The sequence below is a fragment of the Ensifer adhaerens genome, from assembly GCF_002007205.1.
Taxonomy (GTDB): domain Bacteria; phylum Pseudomonadota; class Alphaproteobacteria; order Rhizobiales; family Rhizobiaceae; genus Ensifer; species Ensifer adhaerens_D.
The window spans coordinates 35,593-55,031 of sequence record NZ_LAZS01000011.1 but is presented as its reverse complement, the minus strand read 5'-3'; the positions used below and the strand labels follow the sequence as shown (position 1 = coordinate 55,031).

General features: G+C 62.3%; 18 protein-coding genes and 1 pseudogene. 7 read left to right on the top strand and 12 right to left on the bottom strand.

The annotated features are described in order from the left end of the window. Window positions 1-19 precede the first annotated feature (19 nt). Window positions 20-352, top strand: coding sequence for a DMT family transporter (locus XB14_RS23885; protein ID WP_077964961.1), 333 nt, complete (start codon window positions 20-22; stop codon window positions 350-352). A 30-nt stretch (window positions 353-382) separates the two neighbouring features. On the opposite strand, the gene XB14_RS23880 is transcribed toward XB14_RS23885, so the two are convergent. After that, complete coding sequence (locus tag XB14_RS23880) at window positions 383-1,132, bottom strand: sulfite exporter TauE/SafE family protein (protein WP_077964959.1); 750 nt, start codon at window positions 1,130-1,132, stop codon at window positions 383-385. Between the two features lie 98 nt (window positions 1,133-1,230). Between XB14_RS23880 and XB14_RS23875 the strand changes: the two genes are divergently transcribed. Together XB14_RS23875 and XB14_RS23870 are read left to right on the top strand one after the other, a co-directional pair. Then, window positions 1,231-2,133: a LysR family transcriptional regulator gene (locus XB14_RS23875; protein ID WP_077964957.1), complete on the top strand. Its 903-nt coding sequence runs from the start codon at window positions 1,231-1,233 to the stop codon at window positions 2,131-2,133. Window positions 2,134-2,387: 254 nt separating this feature from the next. Next, window positions 2,388-2,669 carry a hypothetical protein gene (locus XB14_RS23870; protein ID WP_179119650.1) on the top strand — a complete coding sequence of 94 codons (282 nt, stop codon included), beginning with the start codon at window positions 2,388-2,390 and terminating at the stop codon, window positions 2,667-2,669. 49 nt (window positions 2,670-2,718) lie between these two features. Here the strand turns inward: XB14_RS23870 and XB14_RS33790 are convergent, their stop codons facing one another. After that, a complete protein-coding gene (locus XB14_RS33790) occupies window positions 2,719-2,841 on the bottom strand; it encodes a hypothetical protein (RefSeq protein ID WP_268802304.1) in 123 nt (40 codons plus the stop codon). Between the two features lie 274 nt (window positions 2,842-3,115). Between XB14_RS33790 and XB14_RS23865 the strand changes: the two genes are divergently transcribed. After that, complete coding sequence (locus XB14_RS23865) at window positions 3,116-3,736, top strand: GNAT family N-acetyltransferase (RefSeq protein ID WP_077964954.1); 621 nt, start codon at window positions 3,116-3,118, stop codon at window positions 3,734-3,736. Window positions 3,737-3,952: 216 nt separating this feature from the next. Here the strand turns inward: XB14_RS23865 and XB14_RS23860 are convergent, their stop codons facing one another. After that, window positions 3,953-7,132, bottom strand: a complete 3,180-nt coding sequence (locus tag XB14_RS23860) for an efflux RND transporter permease subunit (RefSeq protein WP_077964953.1) — start codon at window positions 7,130-7,132, stop codon at window positions 3,953-3,955. Next, window positions 7,129-8,391, bottom strand: coding sequence for an efflux RND transporter periplasmic adaptor subunit (locus tag XB14_RS23855; protein ID WP_077964952.1), 1,263 nt, complete (start codon window positions 8,389-8,391; stop codon window positions 7,129-7,131). The genes XB14_RS23860 and XB14_RS23855 overlap by 4 nt, the downstream gene beginning before the upstream one ends. Before the next feature lie 476 nt (window positions 8,392-8,867). Between XB14_RS23855 and XB14_RS23850 the strand changes: the two genes are divergently transcribed. After that, entirely contained in the window at window positions 8,868-9,881 is a 1,014-nt protein-coding gene (locus tag XB14_RS23850) for a 2Fe-2S iron-sulfur cluster-binding protein (RefSeq protein ID WP_077964951.1), read from the top strand. Between the two features lie 120 nt (window positions 9,882-10,001). Here XB14_RS23850 and XB14_RS23845 read toward each other — a convergent pair. From XB14_RS23845 to XB14_RS23815, 7 genes and pseudogenes are all read right to left on the bottom strand, one after another. Further along, window positions 10,002-11,584: pseudogene (locus XB14_RS23845) on the bottom strand (TerC family protein). Between the two features lie 401 nt (window positions 11,585-11,985). Next, on the bottom strand, window positions 11,986-12,549 hold the full coding sequence (locus tag XB14_RS23840) for a DUF2076 domain-containing protein (protein WP_077964950.1): 564 nt from the start codon (window positions 12,547-12,549) through the stop codon (window positions 11,986-11,988). 27 nt (window positions 12,550-12,576) lie between these two features. Beyond that, complete coding sequence (locus XB14_RS23835; RefSeq protein ID WP_077964949.1) at window positions 12,577-13,293, bottom strand: Bax inhibitor-1/YccA family protein; 717 nt, start codon at window positions 13,291-13,293, stop codon at window positions 12,577-12,579. A gap of 10 nt (window positions 13,294-13,303) precedes the next feature. Further along, on the bottom strand, window positions 13,304-14,065 hold the full coding sequence (locus XB14_RS23830) for an anti-sigma factor family protein (RefSeq protein ID WP_077964948.1): 762 nt from the start codon (window positions 14,063-14,065) through the stop codon (window positions 13,304-13,306). After that, window positions 14,058-14,588, bottom strand: a complete 531-nt coding sequence (locus XB14_RS23825) for a sigma-70 family RNA polymerase sigma factor (protein ID WP_077964947.1) — start codon at window positions 14,586-14,588, stop codon at window positions 14,058-14,060. The genes XB14_RS23830 and XB14_RS23825 overlap by 8 nt, the downstream gene beginning before the upstream one ends. 164 nt (window positions 14,589-14,752) lie before the next feature. After that, a complete protein-coding gene (locus tag XB14_RS23820) occupies window positions 14,753-14,941 on the bottom strand; it encodes a hypothetical protein (RefSeq protein WP_077964931.1) in 189 nt (62 codons plus the stop codon). Between the two features lie 112 nt (window positions 14,942-15,053). Next, complete coding sequence (locus tag XB14_RS23815) at window positions 15,054-15,776, bottom strand: NIPSNAP family protein (protein ID WP_077964923.1); 723 nt, start codon at window positions 15,774-15,776, stop codon at window positions 15,054-15,056. A gap of 44 nt (window positions 15,777-15,820) precedes the next feature. Here XB14_RS23815 and XB14_RS23810 point away from each other — a divergent pair, with 44 nt between their 5' ends. Both XB14_RS23810 and XB14_RS23805 read left to right on the top strand, forming a co-directional pair. Then, complete coding sequence (locus XB14_RS23810; protein WP_234804132.1) at window positions 15,821-16,456, top strand: TetR/AcrR family transcriptional regulator; 636 nt, start codon at window positions 15,821-15,823, stop codon at window positions 16,454-16,456. Window positions 16,457-16,558: 102 nt separating this feature from the next. Next, window positions 16,559-17,956: a family 16 glycosylhydrolase gene (locus tag XB14_RS23805; protein WP_077964921.1), complete on the top strand. Its 1,398-nt coding sequence runs from the start codon at window positions 16,559-16,561 to the stop codon at window positions 17,954-17,956. A 215-nt stretch (window positions 17,957-18,171) separates the two neighbouring features. Here XB14_RS23805 and XB14_RS23800 read toward each other — a convergent pair whose 3' ends face one another. Continuing rightward, window positions 18,172-19,422, bottom strand: coding sequence for a D-amino acid dehydrogenase (locus tag XB14_RS23800; RefSeq protein WP_077964919.1), 1,251 nt, complete (start codon window positions 19,420-19,422; stop codon window positions 18,172-18,174). Between the last annotated feature and the right edge of the window lie 17 nt (window positions 19,423-19,439).

Sequence of the window (19,439 nt, the reverse complement as noted above, 5' to 3'; positions counted from 1 at the left end):
CGAATGCCGGAGAATTGCCATGTCACCCACATCACTTGCCTGGATCTACCTCGTTCTATCCGGTGTTGCCGACGTCGCCTGGGCTGTCAGCACCAAGTTTTCGAACGGCTACACCCGCCTGTCCTGGACGCTCGCCTCCATCGTTGCCCTGGTAGCCTTTCTTTCCCTGCTCACCCAGGCCCTCAAGACCTTGCCGCTCGGAACGGCTTACGCCGTCTGGACCGGGATCGGCGCCCTCGGGTCCGTTGCTTGCGGTGTGTTGCTGTTCGGCGAGGCGATCACTGTCGCGCGCGCAGTTGCAATGCTGGTGATCGCTGGCGGTGTCATAGCGCTCAAGATCGTGCCGGCCTGAATTCCTTGGGCATCAGACCGATGATCGAACTCAAATCATCGCGTCTGCAAGCATCTTGGCGCCGAGGGCGAGCAGGCAGATCAGGAACCAGCGCCGGAATGCGGACGGGCTGACGCGGCTGCGGATGATTTGCCCGACCCACATGCCAGCGAGCGCCGGCGCGATCGCCAGGACCGAAGCGAAGAGATGGTCGACCTCAAAAACGCCTTGCCAGATCAACCCGGCCGTGAGCGCGACGGTTGAGACGGTGAAGGAGAGGCCGAGCGCCTGCACGAGTTCGTCCCGCTCAAGACCGAGCGCCTGCAGATAGGGCACGGCCGGCATGACGAACACGCCGGTTGCGCCCGTCACGATCCCCGTTGCCGTGCCGACGGCCGGAGACAGCCATGGCTCCCGGTTTGTCGGCACGCGAAGCTGCCGCGCAAAGAGCGTGAAGGCGGCGTAGAGGATGAGCGCCGCGCCAAGTGCGCCTGTTGTCAGCATGGCGCCGCCACCGGCAAGAACCGATGAACCGCCGACCGTTCCGACAGCGATCGCCAGCATCATTGGCCAAAGCCTCAACGCGAGCGCGCCGAAGCTCGGGCCTGCAAGTAGCTGCCAGATGTTCGTCACGAATGACGGCACTATCAACAGGCTGGCGGCGGCGAGCGGAGAGATGAGCACGCCGAGCACGCCCATCGCCAAGGTCGGCAAGCCCATGCCGGTGATGCCCTTGACGACACCGGCGGCAAAGAAGGTCGCGGCTACCGCGATGACGAGCGAAGAGGAAAAGTCGAGCATGGCATCGAATTAAAGCATCGGCGTGTCGGCACAATGCGGATGATCCGCAGGCAGACTTCGGCTGGTCCGAAGGCTGTTTTTCCGCTAGCCTCTTTTCCATGCGCTTCGATCTCACCGACCTTCGTCTGTTTCTCGCCGTGGTGGACGCCGGCAGCATCACCCACGGCGCTGCGGACGTCGGGCTTTCGTTGCCGGCCGCAAGCGAGCGCCTGCGCGACATGGAGGCCATCGGCAAGGTCAGGCTGCTCGAACGTGGCCGCCGCGGGGTGCGGCCGACGCCGGCGGGAGAAGCACTGGCGCATCACGCCCGCCTGATCCTGCGCCAGATGTCCCATATGCGTGGCGAGCTTAGTGAGCACGCCAGTGGCCTTCGCGCCACCGTCCGGCTTGCGGCGAACACGGCCGCTCTCACCGAGTTCCTGCCTCAGCGGCTCGGCACCTGGATGGCAACGCATCCACGGATCAACGTCGAGTTGAAGGAACGGCAAAGCATAGAAGTCGCGAGAGCCCTCGCTGCCGATCTGGTGGAGATCGGCATTCTTTCGGACGCAGTCAACACCGGCGGCCTTTATCTTCGTCCCTTCGCCATCGATAGGCTCGTCGTCGTCATCCCGCGCGATCATGCATTGGCGGCAAGCAAGCGCCTCGCCTTTGCCGACATCCTCGACCAGGATTTCGTTGGCCTGGCGGATGGCGCCTTGCAGGGCCATATCGACGCGCAAGCCGCGCGATTGGGACTGAGGCTGAAGATGCGGTCGCGCATGCGCACCTTCGAAGGTATCTGTCACATGGTTTCGGCGGGTGTCGGCCTTGGCATCATGCCCGAAACCGCAGCACGCCGCTGCGGCAGATCTGCCAAGACCGCGTTCATCCGCCTTGCCGACGATTGGGCAACGCGGCGACTGTCGGTCTGTGTCCGCACGGAAAGAGCGCTGACGCCGCCAGCGCTCGCACTGTACGAACACTTGTCCAGCCCGCAGGCCTCGCCGATTGACCTGTGATCGCTTGGTGTCTAGGGCAGAGGCAGTCTTTTATCCGAAAAAGCTGATCTCCTCTGGAACTCTTTGCGCATTCGGTGGTTGAGCCACCAGAGGGATGCGTATCGAGTGAGAGGGAATATGATTGTCTTCCGCAAAGGACAGGACGCGCATCGCGACCCTGTCTTCTACCAGGTGCGCAGTTCGAGATCATGCTCGGCGGCGCGAGCGCATCGAAGATCATTCCAGTCGTACTCCGCAGATAGCGGGGCATCATCATGACCGAAGGATCAATGCCGACCTACGTGGTCGATCTCGCTTTCATCGAACGCATCCTGGAGATGGCGAAGCGGCGTTTCGCCGAGCCCGCATTGAGCGAAGCTCTCTGCCGCGAGATTGCCGACGAGATCGAGAGGGCCGGAGGAGATCCGAGGATGGCGCGCATCCTGCTCGTTACCTTTACGAGTTCGTACGCCGCGCACTTCACAAGCGGCGATCGCCTGCGAAGACTGAGGATTGAAGCTGAGTGGGGTTCCTTCTTGCGCCGAAGGTGGCTTTGAGCGCGATGACCCGCGCGCTTCTGCGATGGCGCTCCGCGGCGCCGGGAGCCTAGCAGAGCAGCAAGAACACGGGCAGCAGAGCGGCAAGATAGGCGAGACCGTCGGCGGCCAGCCGATCGCGAAGGTTATGCGCGGCGAAAGAGTTGCCCATTTGGCGTCCACTATTGTTCATTTCGGTCTTCCTGGATCGTTGTTGTTGGAGCTTGCCTGGCGGATAGACCAGGCCTTGCGGCATATGGGAGACAGGCCGATCGGGATCAACGAAGGGGAAGTAGGCAAAGCTGCCCCGGCACGAGGCATTCCGACGTCGACCGGTCGCTGATTTTCCGACGCGGTGCTTGAGAAACCGCGTGTTAGCAGGGTTCGCATCCGATGCAATCCGTTGCCGGTCACGTCCTTGCACGTTTGCGTGACCTCTGCGGCTTGCGCCCGGTAACTCCTCACGAATGGCTGCACAGCTCGGCGCAGATCGGCATTTGATGTCCTTGATAGGCAGTGCAACAGTGGGCGCGTTCATCGATACGGAGCCTCTTATGGATCGCCTGGAACCTCGCCTGCGGCGTGCGACCGCAGCAGATGTTGAGGAACTTGGCTATGTAGGCCCAGCCGCCTATGCGGCAGAATATGCGTACTTTTGGGACGACAGCGTTGCCTTGGCGCGCCACCTGGCGACTTTCAGTTCGGACGCGTTCTCGCGGCTGATCGAGCGTCCGCAGGTGAGCGTTTGGGTCGCTGAGATCGATGAGACGATTGTCGGCTTCCTTACCATGATTGTTGGATCAGCCGATCCAATACAGTCGCGCGCCGGTGGCGCAGAGATTCCACGAATTTACCTCCTGCCTGGCGTCAAGGGGCACGGTATTGGCTATAAACTCCTAGAATGCGCCATCGCCCATGCGCGGAAGGACGACATTCGCTATGTCTGGCTGGACGTGATGGCATCAGCAAGACAGGCACGAAGCGCTTACATCAGATGGGGTTTTGTAGAACTGGGCCCCACGCGCTTTTCCAAGCCAGTGAAAGCGGAGCTTGCAGACATGATTGTCCTGGCCAAGCAGCTCGACTGAACGTCGTCCGTGGTCCGGCACATCCGAAAATCTCATCCCGTAGCAATACTGCCGAGACCGTCATAGGGCAGCACTATCAGCGCCCAAACTCTCCCAATGAATGTGTTCGTCCACCGGCATGCCGATCGCTCGGCAACGGATTTGCTTCCTGACGGGGCCATCGCATGCGGCCAGCTGGCGTTTCAACCTGACCGGCATGCGATGGCTGTGTTTTACTTAGGCTCGCTGTTCCAGCGACGCCCCCTCAGAGCTTCGGCCAATTTCTCGCCGGATCGCCCACTTTCGCACCAGGACATAGAACACCGGTGTCAGCACCAGACCAAACAGCGTGACGCCGAGCATGCCGGCAAAGACGGCGATGCCCATGACATGCCGCATTTCGGCGCCGGCACCCGTTGCGATCACCAGCGGCACGACCCCGGCGATGAAGGCGAGGGAGGTCATCAGGATCGGTCTGAGGCGAAGCCTGGCCGCCTCAAGCACCGCGGACAGGGGGGCGACGCCCTCGTCTTCCTTCGCTCGCGCGAACTCGACGATCAGGATCGCATTCTTGGCCGCAAGTCCCACGAGAACGACAAACCCGATCTGCGTGAAGATGTTGTTGTCGCCTCCCGTAAACCAGACGCCGGCGATTGCGGAAAGCAGCGCCATCGGGGCGATCAGCAGCACGGCGAACGGCAAGGACCAGCTGTTGTACTGGGCAGCGAGAATGAGAAACGCCAGCAGAACGGACAGCGGGAAGATGTACATCGCCGTGTTCCCGGCTTGCTTCTCCTGATAGGCGAGCTCCGTCCATTCGAAAGTCATGCCGGGTGGCAACGTTTCCGATGCGATCCGCTCTATGGCAGCGGTCGCTTGCCCGAACGAATAGCCAGGCGCCGGGCCGCCGCTGATATCGGCCGACGGGAAGCTGTTGTAATGCATGACGCGATCCGGCCCCGAACTGTGCTTGACCGTCAACAGCGCGGACAACGGGATCATCGCGCCCGCCTCGTTGCGTACCTTCAGTCGGCCGATGTCCTCCGGCTGCATGCGGAACGGCGCGTCCGCCTGGACCACCACGCGATAGGTCCGGCCAAAGCGGTTGAAGTCGTTTGCGTAGAGAGAACCAAGGTTGACCTGCAACGTTTCGAAGATGGTGTTGAGCGGCACGCCTTGAGACTTGGCTTTCACCCGGTCGATATCCACCTGCACCTGCGGCGCGTTCACCTGAAAGCTTGCGAGCATGCCGGCAAGCTCCGGTGCCTGCATCGCCTTGCCCATGATTGCGCCTTGCGCTTCGGCAAGCGCCGCAAAGCCGAGCCCGGCTCTGTCCTCGACCTGAATCTTGAAGCCACCAGTCGTGCCGAGGCCCGGAACGGGTGGCGGCGGGAAGATGCCGGCGAACCCATCGGGTATCTGGCTGAACTTGCCCATAAGCCGACCAGCGATCGCGAATGCGGACAAGGAAGGATCGTTGCGCTCGTCGAAGGGCTTCAGCATCGTGAACATGACGGCGGCATTGGGAATATTGACCATGCCGTTGACGGAAAGCCCCGGGAAAGCGACGACGCTTTCGACGCCCGGTTCGGCAAGCGCGATCTCCGACATTTTCTTGACGACCGCCTCGGTCCGGTCGAGCGAGGCCCCGGTTGGCAATTGCGCGATCCCGACCAGGTAGTATTTGTCCTGCGCCGGGACAAATCCGGCCGGCACGGTCTGGAAGCCCAGCCATGTCATGGCGACCAGACCGGCGTAGACGAGAAGGACGAGCGCGCTGAGCCTTACGGCGCGGCGCACCGACCAGACATAGGCATTCGATGCGCGGTCAAAGAACCGGTTGAAGAGCCGAAAGAACCAGCCGAACAGGCCGTCGATCACCCGGGTCAGCAGGTCGCGCTTCACGTCGCCATGGTGCGGCCTCAAAAGCACGCCCGCAAGTGCTGTGGAAAGGGTGAGGGAGTTGACCGCCGACAGGATGGTCGAGATTGCGATCGTGAGGGCGAACTGGCGATAGAACTCGCCTTGAAGGCCGGACAGGAAGGCTGACGGAATGAACACGGCCGACAGCACGGAGGTAATGGCAATGATCGGGCCGGTCACTTCGTCCATGGCCTTGCGGGCTGCTTCCTTCGGCGTTTCGCCAAGCGCAATGTGACGCTCGACGTTTTCGACGACGACGATGGCATCGTCGACCACGATCCCGATCGAGAGCACCAGGCCGAACAGCGACAGCGTGTTTAGCGAGAAGCCGAACATGTACATCAGCGCGAATGTGCCGACCAAGGAAATCGGCACGGCAACCAGAGGAATGATCGACGCGCGCCAAGTCTGAAGGAAGAGCACGACCACGATGACCACGAGAACGATCGCTTCAAGCAGCGTCATCACCACGGCCTCCAGCGAGGCTTTCACGAAGACGGTGGGATCGTAGGCGATTCGATACTCTATGCCCTCCGGAAAGCCTTTCTGCAGGTCTTCCATCGTGGCGCGAATAGAGCTTGCCACGTCGAGCGCGTTGGCGCCTGGGCTTTGGATGATCTGCAGCGCCAGCGCCGGCTTGCCGTCCAGAAGACTGCGCAGGGCGTAGGAATCTGCGCCCAGTTCGATGCGGGCAATGTCGCGCAGCCGGGTCACCTGGCCATCGGCGCCGGTCTTGACGACGATCGCGCCGAACTGCTCCTCGTTGGATAGCCGGCCGAGCGTGTTGACGGTGACCTGCAACGCTGCCGAGGCATCCGGTTGCTGGCCGACCGAGCCGGCGGCAACCTGAGCGTTCTGCTCCTGGATTGCGGCGACCACATCGGAGGCGGTCAATCCGCGCGCCGCCACCTTGGCCGGGTCGAGCCAGACCCGCATGGAGTATTCGCCGGCTCCCCAGACGAGCACGTCACCCACACCGGACAGGCGCGCGAGCTGGTCGCGGACCTGCAGCGTCGCGAAGTTCGACAGGTAGAGCGGATCGTAGCGGTCGTCAGGCGAGGCGAGGTGCACGACCATCAGGATGTCGGGCGAGGTTTTCTGCGTCACGACACCGATGCGCTGAACTTCCTGCGGCAGCCGTGGAAGCGCGCGCGAGACGCGGTTCTGAACCTGGATCTGCGCCATGTCGGGATCGGTGCCTTGCTGAAAGGTCACCGTCAGCGTCATGCGTCCGTCGGTCGCGGCTTGCGAGCTCATGTAGAGCATGTTCTCGACGCCGTTGATCACCTGTTCCAGCGGAGCGGCAACCGTTTCGGCGATCACCTCCGGGCTCGCCCCCGGGTAGCTTGCGGTGACCTGCACCGTCGGCGGGGTCACCTGGGGATATTCGCTGAGCGGCAGTTTCAGGAGCGTTAGGCCACCGCCGATCAGCATCAATACCGAGAGGACGACCGCAAAGATGGGGCGGTCCACGAAAAAGCGTGGGATGTTCATCGACGCGCCTCCTGCGAAGCCGTCGCCGCCAAATCGCTTCCTGCGGCTTGGCCAGGCGCCATCGAGACCGTCTGCGGGTCCACTTCCATGCCGGGGCGAACGAGCCCCTTGATGATGATCTTCTCACCCGGCTTGAGACCGGTTGCGACCACGCGCAGGCCGTCGATCATCGGTCCGAGCTCAACCGGCCGGTACTCGGCCTTGTTCTCCGAGCCCAGCGCCAGCACATAGCGGCGCCCCTGGTCGGTACCGATCGCCTGATCGTCGACCAGCACGGTGCAGGCCGGTTCGGCCGTCACGAGGTTCACCCGTGCAAACAGACCGGGAGCGAGCAGACCATCCGGGTTCTGGACGATCGCCCGCGCCCGGATCGTGCCGGTGCTGCGTTCGACCCGATTGCTGATGAAATCGAGAACGCCGGCATGGGGGAAGCCGGCATCCGTCATCAGCCCGACCTGGACAGGCAGGTTCGCAGTCGCGCCGTCACCTTTGCCGGGCCGTGCACGCGACACGAAATCCAGAAACGTGGCCTCATCGATGTCGAAATAGACGTAGAGCGGGGCGGTCGAGACGATGGTGGTAAGCAACGTGGCGGCGCCCGCGTTGCCGCCGGTAACCAGGTTTCCCTCGTTCACGCGCACACGATCGACCCGCCCGCCGATCGGGGCCGCGACGCGGGTGAAAGAGAGGTCGAGTTCGGCGGCGGCCACCGTTGCCTTTGCAATTTCGACCTCGGCCTGCCGCTGGCGACGCACGGCCTCCGCGTCGTCATAGGTCTTGCGCGATACGGTTCCGTTCGGAGCCAGGGATTTGGCGCGCTGGAACGCGATGTCGGCATGATCGAGCAGAACGATCGCCTGTTTCAATTGAGCCTTGGCTGCATCCAGGGCAACCTGGAACGGTCGGGGATCGATCTGGAACAGCACCTGTCCCGGCTGCACGAGACCGCCTTCGGAAACGCTCACGACGTCGATGGCACCGCCAACCCGCGGACGCAATTCAACGGATTTTGCCGCCTCGAAGTGGCCCGTGAACTCCACCGCAGGCGCAACCTCGCGGGTGATGACCTCGGCGACCGGAACCTTGGGAATGGGCGCTCCCTCGGCCCCGGTCGCCGCGACTGCCTCTGACGCACTGGACGAGGAGGCAAGCTCGAGAAGGCGATTGGTGAAGGCTCCCGTTCCCTCGCCGCTTAAAAGGGCGAGCCCTCCAACGGTGGCGACACCGGCTAAGAACAGGACAGCGACCTTTTTACTCATTCTCGTTCACCTTCATTTATTCACGCTTGCGGCCGGAGCGGCCACGACAGCGATCAGTTCTTCGCGAAGGTGCCGTTTCCAACGATGGAAAGGTCAAGGCCTCCAGAAATTTCTTTCGCTCCCCCTGATGCAAACGGTCAGGCTCTGCCGGGAAGAGATTGGAAAATCTGGATTTTCGTCTTGTGTGTTCCCCGCGGTTGGCACTCCGGCGGGGGGGAGCCGCCGACCACGACTGAGCTGTGCCCTTTGCTGGGGCACCACGCCACCGTCATTCGTGTGGTCGCGCCGAGAGGCCCACTAGGCGATCGGTCCAGGTTCGCCGTCGCATTCCAATTTCCGAAACTGAGAACGTCGGCGCGGATCCGATACCCCTTGACCTTACCAGCGCTGGAAGCCGCAGCCTGAGGGCATTTTCGCTTGTCGCCGTCAGGAACCGGCCCGCGAGAGAATTCGAACTCTGTGAGGAAACATTTGATATGACCGTCAAACGCATAGACATACGATCGGCACGAACAAACCTCGAAGTGCACGCCGACCAGACCATTCTCGACGCTGCGCTCGCCGCCAAGCTTCCTTACCCCCATGGCTGCAGATCCGGGCGGTGCGGCGCTTGCAAGTCTCGGCTGATCGAAGGCGAGGTGGAGCTTCTCCAGCATTCGCCCTTCGCCCTCACCGATGAGGAGAAAGCCGGCGGTCTCATCCTTGCCTGCCGGGCGCTTCCGGTAACGGACACCGCCGTGGCATGGCTTGGAGGCGGCGAAGAAGATGCCTTCCAAACGCCCCAACGGCTAAGCGGCATCGTTACGCATCTGGAGGACCTCACGCACGACATCAAGCTGGTGCGCATCGATGCGGAAGATGGGGGCAGCTCTCGTTTCGTCGCTGGACAATATGCGCAGGTGAGTTTCGGCGGGGTCCCCGCCCGCAGCTATTCCATGGCCAACCGGCATGGCGACGGCGGCGTGGAGTTCCACATTCGCCACGTCGTCGGTGGAGCGACCTCGCAATATGTGCACGGCGCGTTGAAGGCCGGCGACAAGGTAACGCTCGAATACCCTCGGGGGTCTTCCTACCTGCGGGAGCACCACTCCGGCCCGATCCTGTGCATCGCTGGCGGCTCCGGTCTCGCACCGATCAAATCGATCGTCGAAACCGCCCTTGCCCACGGCATGAAGCAGCCGATCCATCTCTACTTCGGCGCACGCAGCGAGCGTGATCTCTACCTCGTCGATCATTTTCGCGCGCTCGCCGAGTGGCACGCCAATTTTTTCTTCCAGGTCGTCCTGTCGGAGGCGGATTCGGCACGATACCGACGCGGATTTGTGACGCAGGCTGTGGCCGAGGACCTGCCTGACCTCGATGGATGGAAAGCGTATGTCGCCGGCCCGCCGCCGATGGTCGATGCGGCCATGGAGGTTGCCTTTGCGCGCGGCCTGAACCGCTCAGACATGCATGCCGACGTGTTTTTCACGCCCGAGCCGGCGGAGTAGACGTTCTCGGGCAAAAATCGGGCTGCGCGCCGAACGCCGGCGCGACGCCTATTTCCGTGGCCAGCCGAATGCCGGCGGGCAACAGACGGACGCGGCTCAAGCAAGCATCCGGGCCGAAGTTCAACGAAGCTGGGCGACCTTCGTGTCTTCCGACTGTTGCCTTCGAATCCTGACCTTGTCGATGTTGCGGCCGTCCAATGCGACGACCTCGTAGGTCAGGCCACCGAAGCTTACGCTTTCGCCCTGGTTCGGCAGATGTCCAAGACGCCAGAGAACGAGGCCCGCCAGCGTGGAGTAGCGGTCGGCCTCATCCACGAGATCGACCTCCAGCAGCTTGGAGACATGGCGGATATCGATCCACCCATCGACGAGCAGGGCGCCGTCTTCTTCGTGCTCGACCGTCAATTGGTCCTCATCGTCGTCGGCAAAGTCACCGGCAATCGCCTCGAGCAGGTCGGTTGGCGTAACCAGGCCTTCCATCGAACCATATTCGTCGAGCACGATTGCCACCTGAAGAGGAGACTGGCGCAACTGTTCGAGCAGACGCAGCGCACTGACGGTTTCATGCACGACCAGCGGCTGGCGCAGGGATCGGCTGAAGTCGATCTTGCCTGTTTCGAGCAGGTCTCTCAAAAGGTCTTTTGCCAGCGCCACGCCAAGGAATTCATCGAGATTGCCGCGGCCGATCGGGAAGCGCGAATGCCCCGTCTCGATGATCTTGCGACGCAGCTCGTCGTCGCTCTCCTCGATATCCAGCCACTCGACATCGAGCCTCGGAGTCATGACCGATTTCGCGGGCCGGTCTGCAAGTGTCAGCACCCCCTCGATCATCTCGTGCTCGGCCGGCGTAAACAGCTCGTCTTCCGTCGCCCGCTCCGCGATGACATCGGCCGTTTCGCCGAGCGACGTCTCGCTCTTGCGCCGGCCGAGGAGAGAGAGAGAACGGCGTTCGCGGTGCACTCGCGCAAGTCACCGGTCGTCATGAACCGCTCGCGATTGCGGCGGCCGATCTGGTTGAAGGCCTCGATCAGCACCGAGAAGCCGATCGCCGCATAGAGATAACCCTTGGGGATATGGAAACCGAAACCTTCGACGATCAGCGAGAAGCCGATCATCATCAGGAAGCCGAGGCAGAGGATGACGACGGTCGGGTGTTTCGAGACGAAGGCCATCAGCGGCTTCGAGGCGAGCAGCATCACGCCGACGGCGACGATAACCGCAATCATCATGATGGAGAGATGCTGAACCATGCCGACAGCGGTGATGACGCTGTCGAGAGAGAAAACGGCATCAAGCACGACGATCTGCACGAGGACCTGCCAGAAGACGGCGTGCTCGACCTTGCCCTCCTTGTGGCCAGCATGACCTTCAAGGCGCTCGTGAAGCTCCATCGTTCCCTTGAACAGAAGGAACAGACCGCCGAACAGCAGGATCAGATCCCGGCCGGAAATCTCCGCGCCGAGCACCGTGAACAGGGGAGCGGTCAGCGTCACGATCCAGGCGATCGACGCCAGCAGGACGAGGCGCATGCCAAGCGCCAGACCGAGGCCGATCAGGCGGGCCTTTTCCCGTTGATGCTCCGGAAGTTTGTCCGCGAGGATGGCGATGAAGACGAGGTTGTCGATACCGAGCACGATCTCGAGAACGATGAGGGTGGCGAGACCCGCCCAAGCGGCCGGATCAGACATCCATTCGAACATCATTGGGTTTAAAGGCCAGCCGTCAGGGCAAGGCCAATCCTTCTATTGTTAAGGGGAAAAGAAAAGCTCCGCCAGGCCTTCTGATAGACGGCTGCGGGCAGACGATAGGGGGCCGTAAAACCGTCTAGCGGCGCGGCGGGTGTACGACCGGGCGAACGTTGGTCAGGTTCGGCATCGTCAGGCATGCCGCATGATCCGTCTCATCGGAAAGGCCGGGGAAGGTGCGGCAAGCAGCAAGCCGAAATCGGCCCACCCGGCGCCACTGGCAAGGTGGCGGGTCATCGTGACCGGATAGGGGGCAGGCCGTGGGCTTGGCGCCGGTGGGGTCATGAGAGAAGGCTGTCTCTGAGGGAGGCTGGCTTCCGGGGCAAGGGGATCGATCCCCCCGAAAGCCACAAGCGGCATCAAAATTCTTCGCCGCCGAAATCCATGTCGTCGGCAGGCGCTTCCGGCTCCGCAGTTGGGGCGGCCGGTTGAGCCGCTTGTGCCTCGTCGCCACCGAACATGCCTGCGATCGCGTTGCCGAGCAGGACGCCACCGGCGACACCCATCGCGGTCTGGGCAGCGCCGGCGAGGAAGCCGCCGCCGGTGCTCTGTTGCATCGGCTGGCCGTAAGCCTGGTTCTGGTTGCCCCATGGCGTGCTCGGCGCGGCACGGCCATACCCGGCCTGCTGCGGCGCCGGGCGCTGAGGGGCAGCGTTGCTGCCGAACATCGAGGCGAAGAAGCCACCACGCTGCTGGTTTTGTGTGGTGTGCGCTTCCAGCTCTTCGATACGGCGTTGAGCCGCTTCGAGTGCCTGTTCCTGTACGACGATCGTCTGCGCCATGTAATAGGGCGCGCCCGGCTGCTGACCGATCCGCTCCTGAATGAAGCGGTCTGCTTGGGCGTCGCGCGGAGCGGATTGGCGCTCCGCCTGGGCGAGTTTGGAGAACAGGCCGTCTATGGCCTGCTGATCATTGCGATCCATAAGATATGTCCTTGATATCGGCGACTGTTACTCTTCGCGCTGGCCGGTGAAATTCAGCAACAGCTGGAAGATGTTGACGAAGTTCAGATAGAGCGAGAGGGCGCCGAAGACCGCGAGCTTCTGCTGGGATTCCTGGTCGAAATTGTCGGCATACTGTTCCTTGATGTTCTGCGTGTCCCAGGCAGTCAGGCCGACAAAAACGACGATACCGATCACCGAGACGGCAAACTGAAGGGCGCTGGAGCCGAGGAAGATATTGACGATCGAGGCGATCATCACTCCGATCAGGCCCATGATCATGAACGAACCGAATTTCGCGAGGTCGCGTTTCGTCACATAACCGTAGAGGCTCGTCGCGCCGAACATGGTGGCAGCGATGAAGAAGGTGCGGGCGATGCTGGCGCCGGTGAAGACCAGGAAGACGGAGGCGAGCGACAGGCCCATGACGGCACAGAAGGCCCAGAAGGTCATCTGCGCTGCGGATGCCGACATCGAATGCATCTTGAAGGAAAAGAAGAAGACGAAGGCGAGCGGCGCCAGCATCACCACCCACTTCAGCGGCGTGGAGAAGATCGGCACGTAGAGCGCCGGGGTGGTGCCGACGACAAAGGCCACGAGACCCGTCACGACAAGGCCGAGGCCCATATAGTTGTAGACGCGCAGCATATGCTGGCGAAGGCCCTCGTCGAGGGCCGCGGCCGAAGCCTGGCTCATGCCGCCAAAGCGGTTCTGGTTCTGATACATGGACGTTTCCTCAGTAGAGTGAATTTTTGAGAAGCTCGGCCTCATCGCTGAGGCCGATGCCCGGCGTGCTTGAGACGACGGCATAGGCAACCTCGCCGACCTGCCACCAGGCAGCCTCGGCATTGGAAAGGTTGAGGTCCTTCACGGGCTCTACCGCGAAGCGACCTGGCCTGCCGGCGAAGAGGGATATGACTGTACCTGCATCGGTCTTGACGCTCGCCTCGACGCTGGGCCCGAACTCCGAGGGAAATACCTGGACGTCGACGACGTTCCAGCCCTTCGGAAGCTCCGGCATGACGATGGCGGTTGCGGCGCGAATATCGTCCCGATCATAGGTCTGCACCTCCGGCTGTGACGGCATTCCAGCCCTTACGAGCGAAGTCTGGTGGGCACGGATGGCATGCTCCACAAAAGCGGGCGGGTGGGCCGAGGCATTGACTTCGCTCGGGCCGACGGACGAATGGGCAATCCACCCGACCGACACCATCAGGCCGACCGCCGCCACTTTTTGCAGGACGTTCCACACGCGCGCATTCGCCAGTCCCGACGACAGGCGCCGGGCCGCCTCGCGCGTCTCCGGACGACCGGCTACGACATCCGACGTCATTGCCAGCTTGAGCGTGGTCCGCATGCCGAGGTCGGCCATGACACGCGCCGCCGCATCCGGGTTCCTGGCAAGCCACGTCTCGACCCGGAGCCGACCGGCACCATCGAGTTGATTGTCGACGTAGGCGTTAAGATCGCTATCGGTCATCGTATCGACGTCAATCATTCTCGCCTCCGACAAGCCTTAGATGGGTGGGCTTCATCCCGTCGCTCTCGAAGTCTCTCAGGGTCGCTCTTGCGCGGGCGACACGCGACATCAAAGTCCCGACGGGAATGTCGAGTATGTCGGCAGCCTCCTGGTAGGAAAGATCTTCGACGGCAACGAGATGAAGAGCTTCGCGTTGCTCCTGCGGAAGCAGCATGAAGGCTTCGCGAACCTGAGCCAGCCGGACGCTGTGCTCCTGGTGTGCCGGGTAGGACAAGACGGCTTCCTGTGCCGTCTGATTGTCACGCTGGCCGCGCGACAACGCCGACCGCACGCGATCGATATGCGCATTGCGAACGATGGCGAAGAGCCAGTTTCGGAGGTTCGCTCCAGATCGGAAGGTCGAGCGCCGCTCGTAGGCTCTTACCAAGGCATCATGAACGAGATCTTCGGCGTCCGGCGCATTGCGCGCAAGCGAGCGCGCATACCGCCGCAGCGCCGCGAGCTGCCCAATAACGTCAAAAGCGCCTTTCTTCGAATCCATACCCGCATATACGGAGCCGATGCGATTTCTCATCCATCGTCGGCGAAAAAATTTTATTCATCCGAACGCGGCCGCTTGGGATTTCGTCATCGGAACCGACGCATGGCGGAAACACGAAGCCCTCACGGGCTGGATCTGACGGCTACCGGCGGGCTGTCGGGTCTTCAGCGAATGCGCGTCTGGACGCGCACGATGTTCATCTGAAGCTCGTGGCGCGTCGCGTACCTGCCGAGCACCTTGATCAGGCGCTGCTCTTCGGTCTTGTGAATACCGGTCCGTCGGCAATAGTCCGCGACGTCCCAGATATGCCTGACCTGGGAGTTGTCGACCGTTCGAACATCCGTGTGTTTCATTCTTCACCTCCCTCTTGCACGCGCGAAACGCCTGGAGGCTGGTTTGGTTCCGCCTGGGCGAGCCCTGGCGGTTCTGACTGCGTACCGATCGTAGCATGAGCACAGACGCCGACTACAACGTGCAAAGCGACCGCGATGTCGGGGTGAGGCGCGAGACCTCGATTCTTCGCCAGCACTGGCTGTCCATGTGCGGAAAGACCTCACTGGTCCATCTCACGTCCTTGCGCAATCGCTCCTGATGCCGTGAAAAGCCGTCCTCGTCCTCATGCAGTTCGAACCAGACAAACACCGTCTCGCCCTCGCGGACGGGAAGTCTCGGAAAGCCGTTCACGCTGCGTTCGGTGGTGAAGAGGGCATCGACGCGAGCGCCGGCCCCTTCCAGAATCGGCAGCGCTTCGGCGATGAAGAATGCGGCGAACTTGTCCTCTGTGCCGAGAGCCAGCGAGCAGATGTTGACGGTAACGAGGCCCTTGGTCGGCATTGCCTCCTGTCGCCTTGAGCGGTTACGTGAAAACGGGCGCGTGCCGGCAACAGGCTTCAGCAGCAACACGTTGTCCGCGTTGAGCATCGTCTCGTTGGCGCATGGCCCATGCTCCTTCCAGACCGGGCTCGAATAGAAAGCAGCGAGCGCGTCCGTGCGTGTCCCCATGTCCGAGAAGGACCGCACCCAGACGAAGGCGTCGGGATCGCCGCAGTCGCGGAATTCCCCTTCAACGCGCATGCCGAGCGCTCCCTGCGGTTCGACGAATTCGCGGTCGAAAAGGCCGATCAGGCGCTCCCTTCCGCCGGGATGAAGTCGGTAACGGCGGAGTTCGAAAACACTGTGCAATTCCATGGGATCTCCAAAACAGGTCGATTGTCCTGTTTTGTCAAGGCACTATGTTGATCGCGTTTTCAGGGACGATCATGATCGAACACAAAAGAACCAACGATCCTCAAGCGGTACGGCGCAGGATCGTGGATGCGGCCTACCAGGCCTTTGTCACGCAAGGGTATCTCGCGACGGGAATGTCGGAATTGCGGGCGAGGGCTTCCGTATCCGGGGGCGCGATGGCGCACCATTTTCCAGCGAAACGCGAGCTCGGATTGGCAGTCATCCACGATCGCGTCGCCGAAGCGGTGCGGCACACGTGGATCGAACCGCTGCGTGCCTGCAGCGACGCGCCGACGGCAATCGATCGGATCTTCACCGACATCATCGCCGAACTCTCACGCAACGGTTCCGTCTCCGGCTGCCCGCTCAACAATATGGCAATGGAAGTCTCCAGGCACGATGAAGAGATGCAGGAGGCGCTAGGTGCGATTTTTGACGCCTGGGAGAAAGCGCTGTCTGCGCGGTTCCAGGAGGACATCCGCCTGAAGCGTGTCGACGGCATCCAGCCCGACAGCCTCGCTACCCTGATAATCGCCGCCTATTCGGGGTCCATGGCAATGGCGAAAGCAAATCAGGACACACGTCCGCTCGTGAACTGCCAGGCGGAACTCGCAGCCCTTCTCGCGGCGAAATACGCTTAAGCCGGTCGGGATTTTTCACAAAAGTTGGGGGTGTGGGCGAAAGCTTGAGATGCTACAGGTGCTCATCGGGAAGGGGCAAGCTCTTAAGCAGGAGACTTCTCGATGAGCAGAACTGCCATGAATGCCCTCGGACAACCGGTTCATTACAGCGGAACTTCGACGGCCTGGTTTTCCGCAACCGCATCCGGGCCCACGCTTTATGGCACGCCCGGCAATGATTCGATCTGGGGCGACGGCTCCGTCGACGTGACCATGATCGGCGGCACGGGCGACGACATCTACTACCTCTATTCATCGACCAACCGGGCCGAGGAGGCACCGGATGAGGGTGTAGACACGATCAACACCTGGATGAGCTACACTTTGCCGGAGAACTTCGAGAACCTGACCGTCACCGGCAACGGCCGACATGCCTTCGGCAACAGCGGCGACAACATCATCACCGGTGGAGCGGGCAGCCAGACCATCGACGGGCGCGCGGGCAATGACGTGCTCATCGGCTCCGGCGGGGCCGACACCTTCGTGTTCGAGCACGGCAATGGAAGCGACCTCATCGTCGATTTCAGCTCCAACGATACAGTCCGCCTCGACGGTTATGGGCTCACCTCGTTCGAGGACGTCCTGGCCAACTCCGCCCAGGAAGGGGACGATCTCCGCCTCCATTTCACCGATGGCGAGAGCCTGGTCCTGGCCGATACGACCGCCGACCAACTGCAGGAGAGCCAGTTCAAGCTGAGCTTGGACCGGTCCGCCCTGACGCAGACTTTCTCGGACGATTTCGACACGCTTCAGCTCACCGACGGCTCGAGCGGTGTCTGGGATGCGAAATACTGGTGGGCGCCCGAAAAGGGGGCGACGCTGACCGAAAACGGCGAGCTGCAATGGTACGTCAATCCGGACTACGGGCCGACCGCCTCCGCCAACCCATTTTCGGTCGAGGACGGTGTACTGACGATCACCGCAGAGCGCGCCTCTGAGGCAATCCAGTCCGAGATCGGTGGCTATGACTACACGTCCGGGATGTTGACGACCTATTCGTCCTTCGCCCAGACCTACGGTTACTTCGAGATGCGGGCCGACATGCCGGACGATCAGGGCGCCTGGCCCGCCTTCTGGCTGCTGCCCGCCGACGGATCCTGGCCGCCGGAACTCGACGTCGTCGAAATGCGCGGGCAGGACAAAAACACCGTCATCACCACCGCCCATTCCAACGAAGGCGGCGAGCACACGATCAGCCGAGACGGCGCGCAGGTCGCCGATACCGACGGTTTCCACGACTACGGCGTGCTTTGGACGGAGGACGAGATCGTCTGGTATTTCGACGACACGGAGATCGCGCGCGCCGACACGCCTGCGGACATGCACGAACCGATGTACATGCTCGTCAATCTCGCCGTCGGAGGTATGGCTGGCACACCCGATGACAGCTTTGACGATGGGGCGGAGATGAAGATCGACTCCATCGAGGCCTACGCGCTGGACGCCGATTGGCTGATCTAGAGCGCCGTGCGTTCATACGAACGCACCAAGGACGCTCTAGCACTTTGATTCTAGAGCATCTCTCCGCCCGCAAGTGATTCCACTTGCAGGCAGGATGCTCTAGACGGACGAACGCAAAGGGAATGGCAGCCGGCCGACAAAGGGCCGGCCTGCCGTCCGCTCCTGGGCAAGCCTGCCTTTGTGTTACGGTCGCGTCGGAGCGCTCCCGACGCTATTTACGCGTAGCGGGCGATCGCGAGATCGGTGGCGTCGATCTCCGGCTTGCGGCCGCTGACGAGATCGGCGATCACGCGTGCCGAACCGGAGCTCATCGTCCAGCCGAGCGTGCCGTGACCGGTGTTGAGATAGAGGCCCGCGACCTTCGTCGGGCCGATGACCGGCGTGCCATCCGGCGTCATGGGGCGAAGGCCCGACCAGAAGCTCGCCTTCGACACGTCGCCGCCCGGGAAGAGATCGGTTACGGAGTGCTGGAGTGTCAGGCGGCGGGGCTCGCCAAGATCGTTGGTGTAGCCGGAGATTTCCGCCATGCCGCCGACGCGGATCCGGTCGCCGAGTCTCGTGATGGCGATCTTGAAGGTCTCGTCCATCACCGTCGATTCCGGGGCGCGCGAGGCGTCGGTGATCGGGATGGTCAAGGAATAGCCCTTGACCGGATAGACCGGCAGGCGGATGCCATGTGGCCTGACGAGGAGCGGCGAAAAGCTGCCGAGCGCCACGACGACGGCGTCCGCCTGCAGCGTGCCGTGCGCGGTGACGACTCCCTTGACCCGGCCGCCTTCCACGTCGAGGCCGCGGATGATGCTGCCATAGTTGAAGCGCACGCCGAGCTCTTCCGCCTTCTTCGCAAGGCCGTTGGTGAACTTGAAGCAGTCGCCGGTCTCGTCCTTCGGCGTCAGCAGGCCGCCGACGATCTTTTCGCGCACATGTTTCAGCGCCGGTTCGACACGAATGCAGCCGTCGCGGTCCAGAACCTCGTAGGGAATGCCGTCGGCGGCAAGCGCCTTGACGTCCTTGCCCGAAGCATCGAGTTGGGCCTGCGTGCGGAAGAGCTGCAGCGTTCCCTGCATGCGCTCGTCATAGGCGATGCCGGTTTCGGCCCGCAGAGCGGCGAGCGAGGTACGGCTGTAGTCGGCAAGCCGCAGCATGCGGCTCTTGTTGATCGCATAGCGCCCGGACGTGCAGTTCGAGAGCATCTTGATCATCCAGGAGATCATCGCGGCATCGACCTTCGGTCGAAGGATGAGCGGCGCGTGCTCCATGAACAGCCATTTCATCGCCTTCATGGGGATGCCGGGTGCCGCCCAGGGCGAGCAGTAGCCGAAGGAAACCTCGCCGGCATTGGCAAAACTCGTCTCCAGCGCCGGCCCAGGCTGGCGATCGATGACGGTGACCTCATGGCCGCTCTTGGCAAGCTGGTAGGCCGAGGAGACGCCGACGATGCCGGCGCCGAGAACGATGACTTTCATGGTGTCCTCAAAGGGAA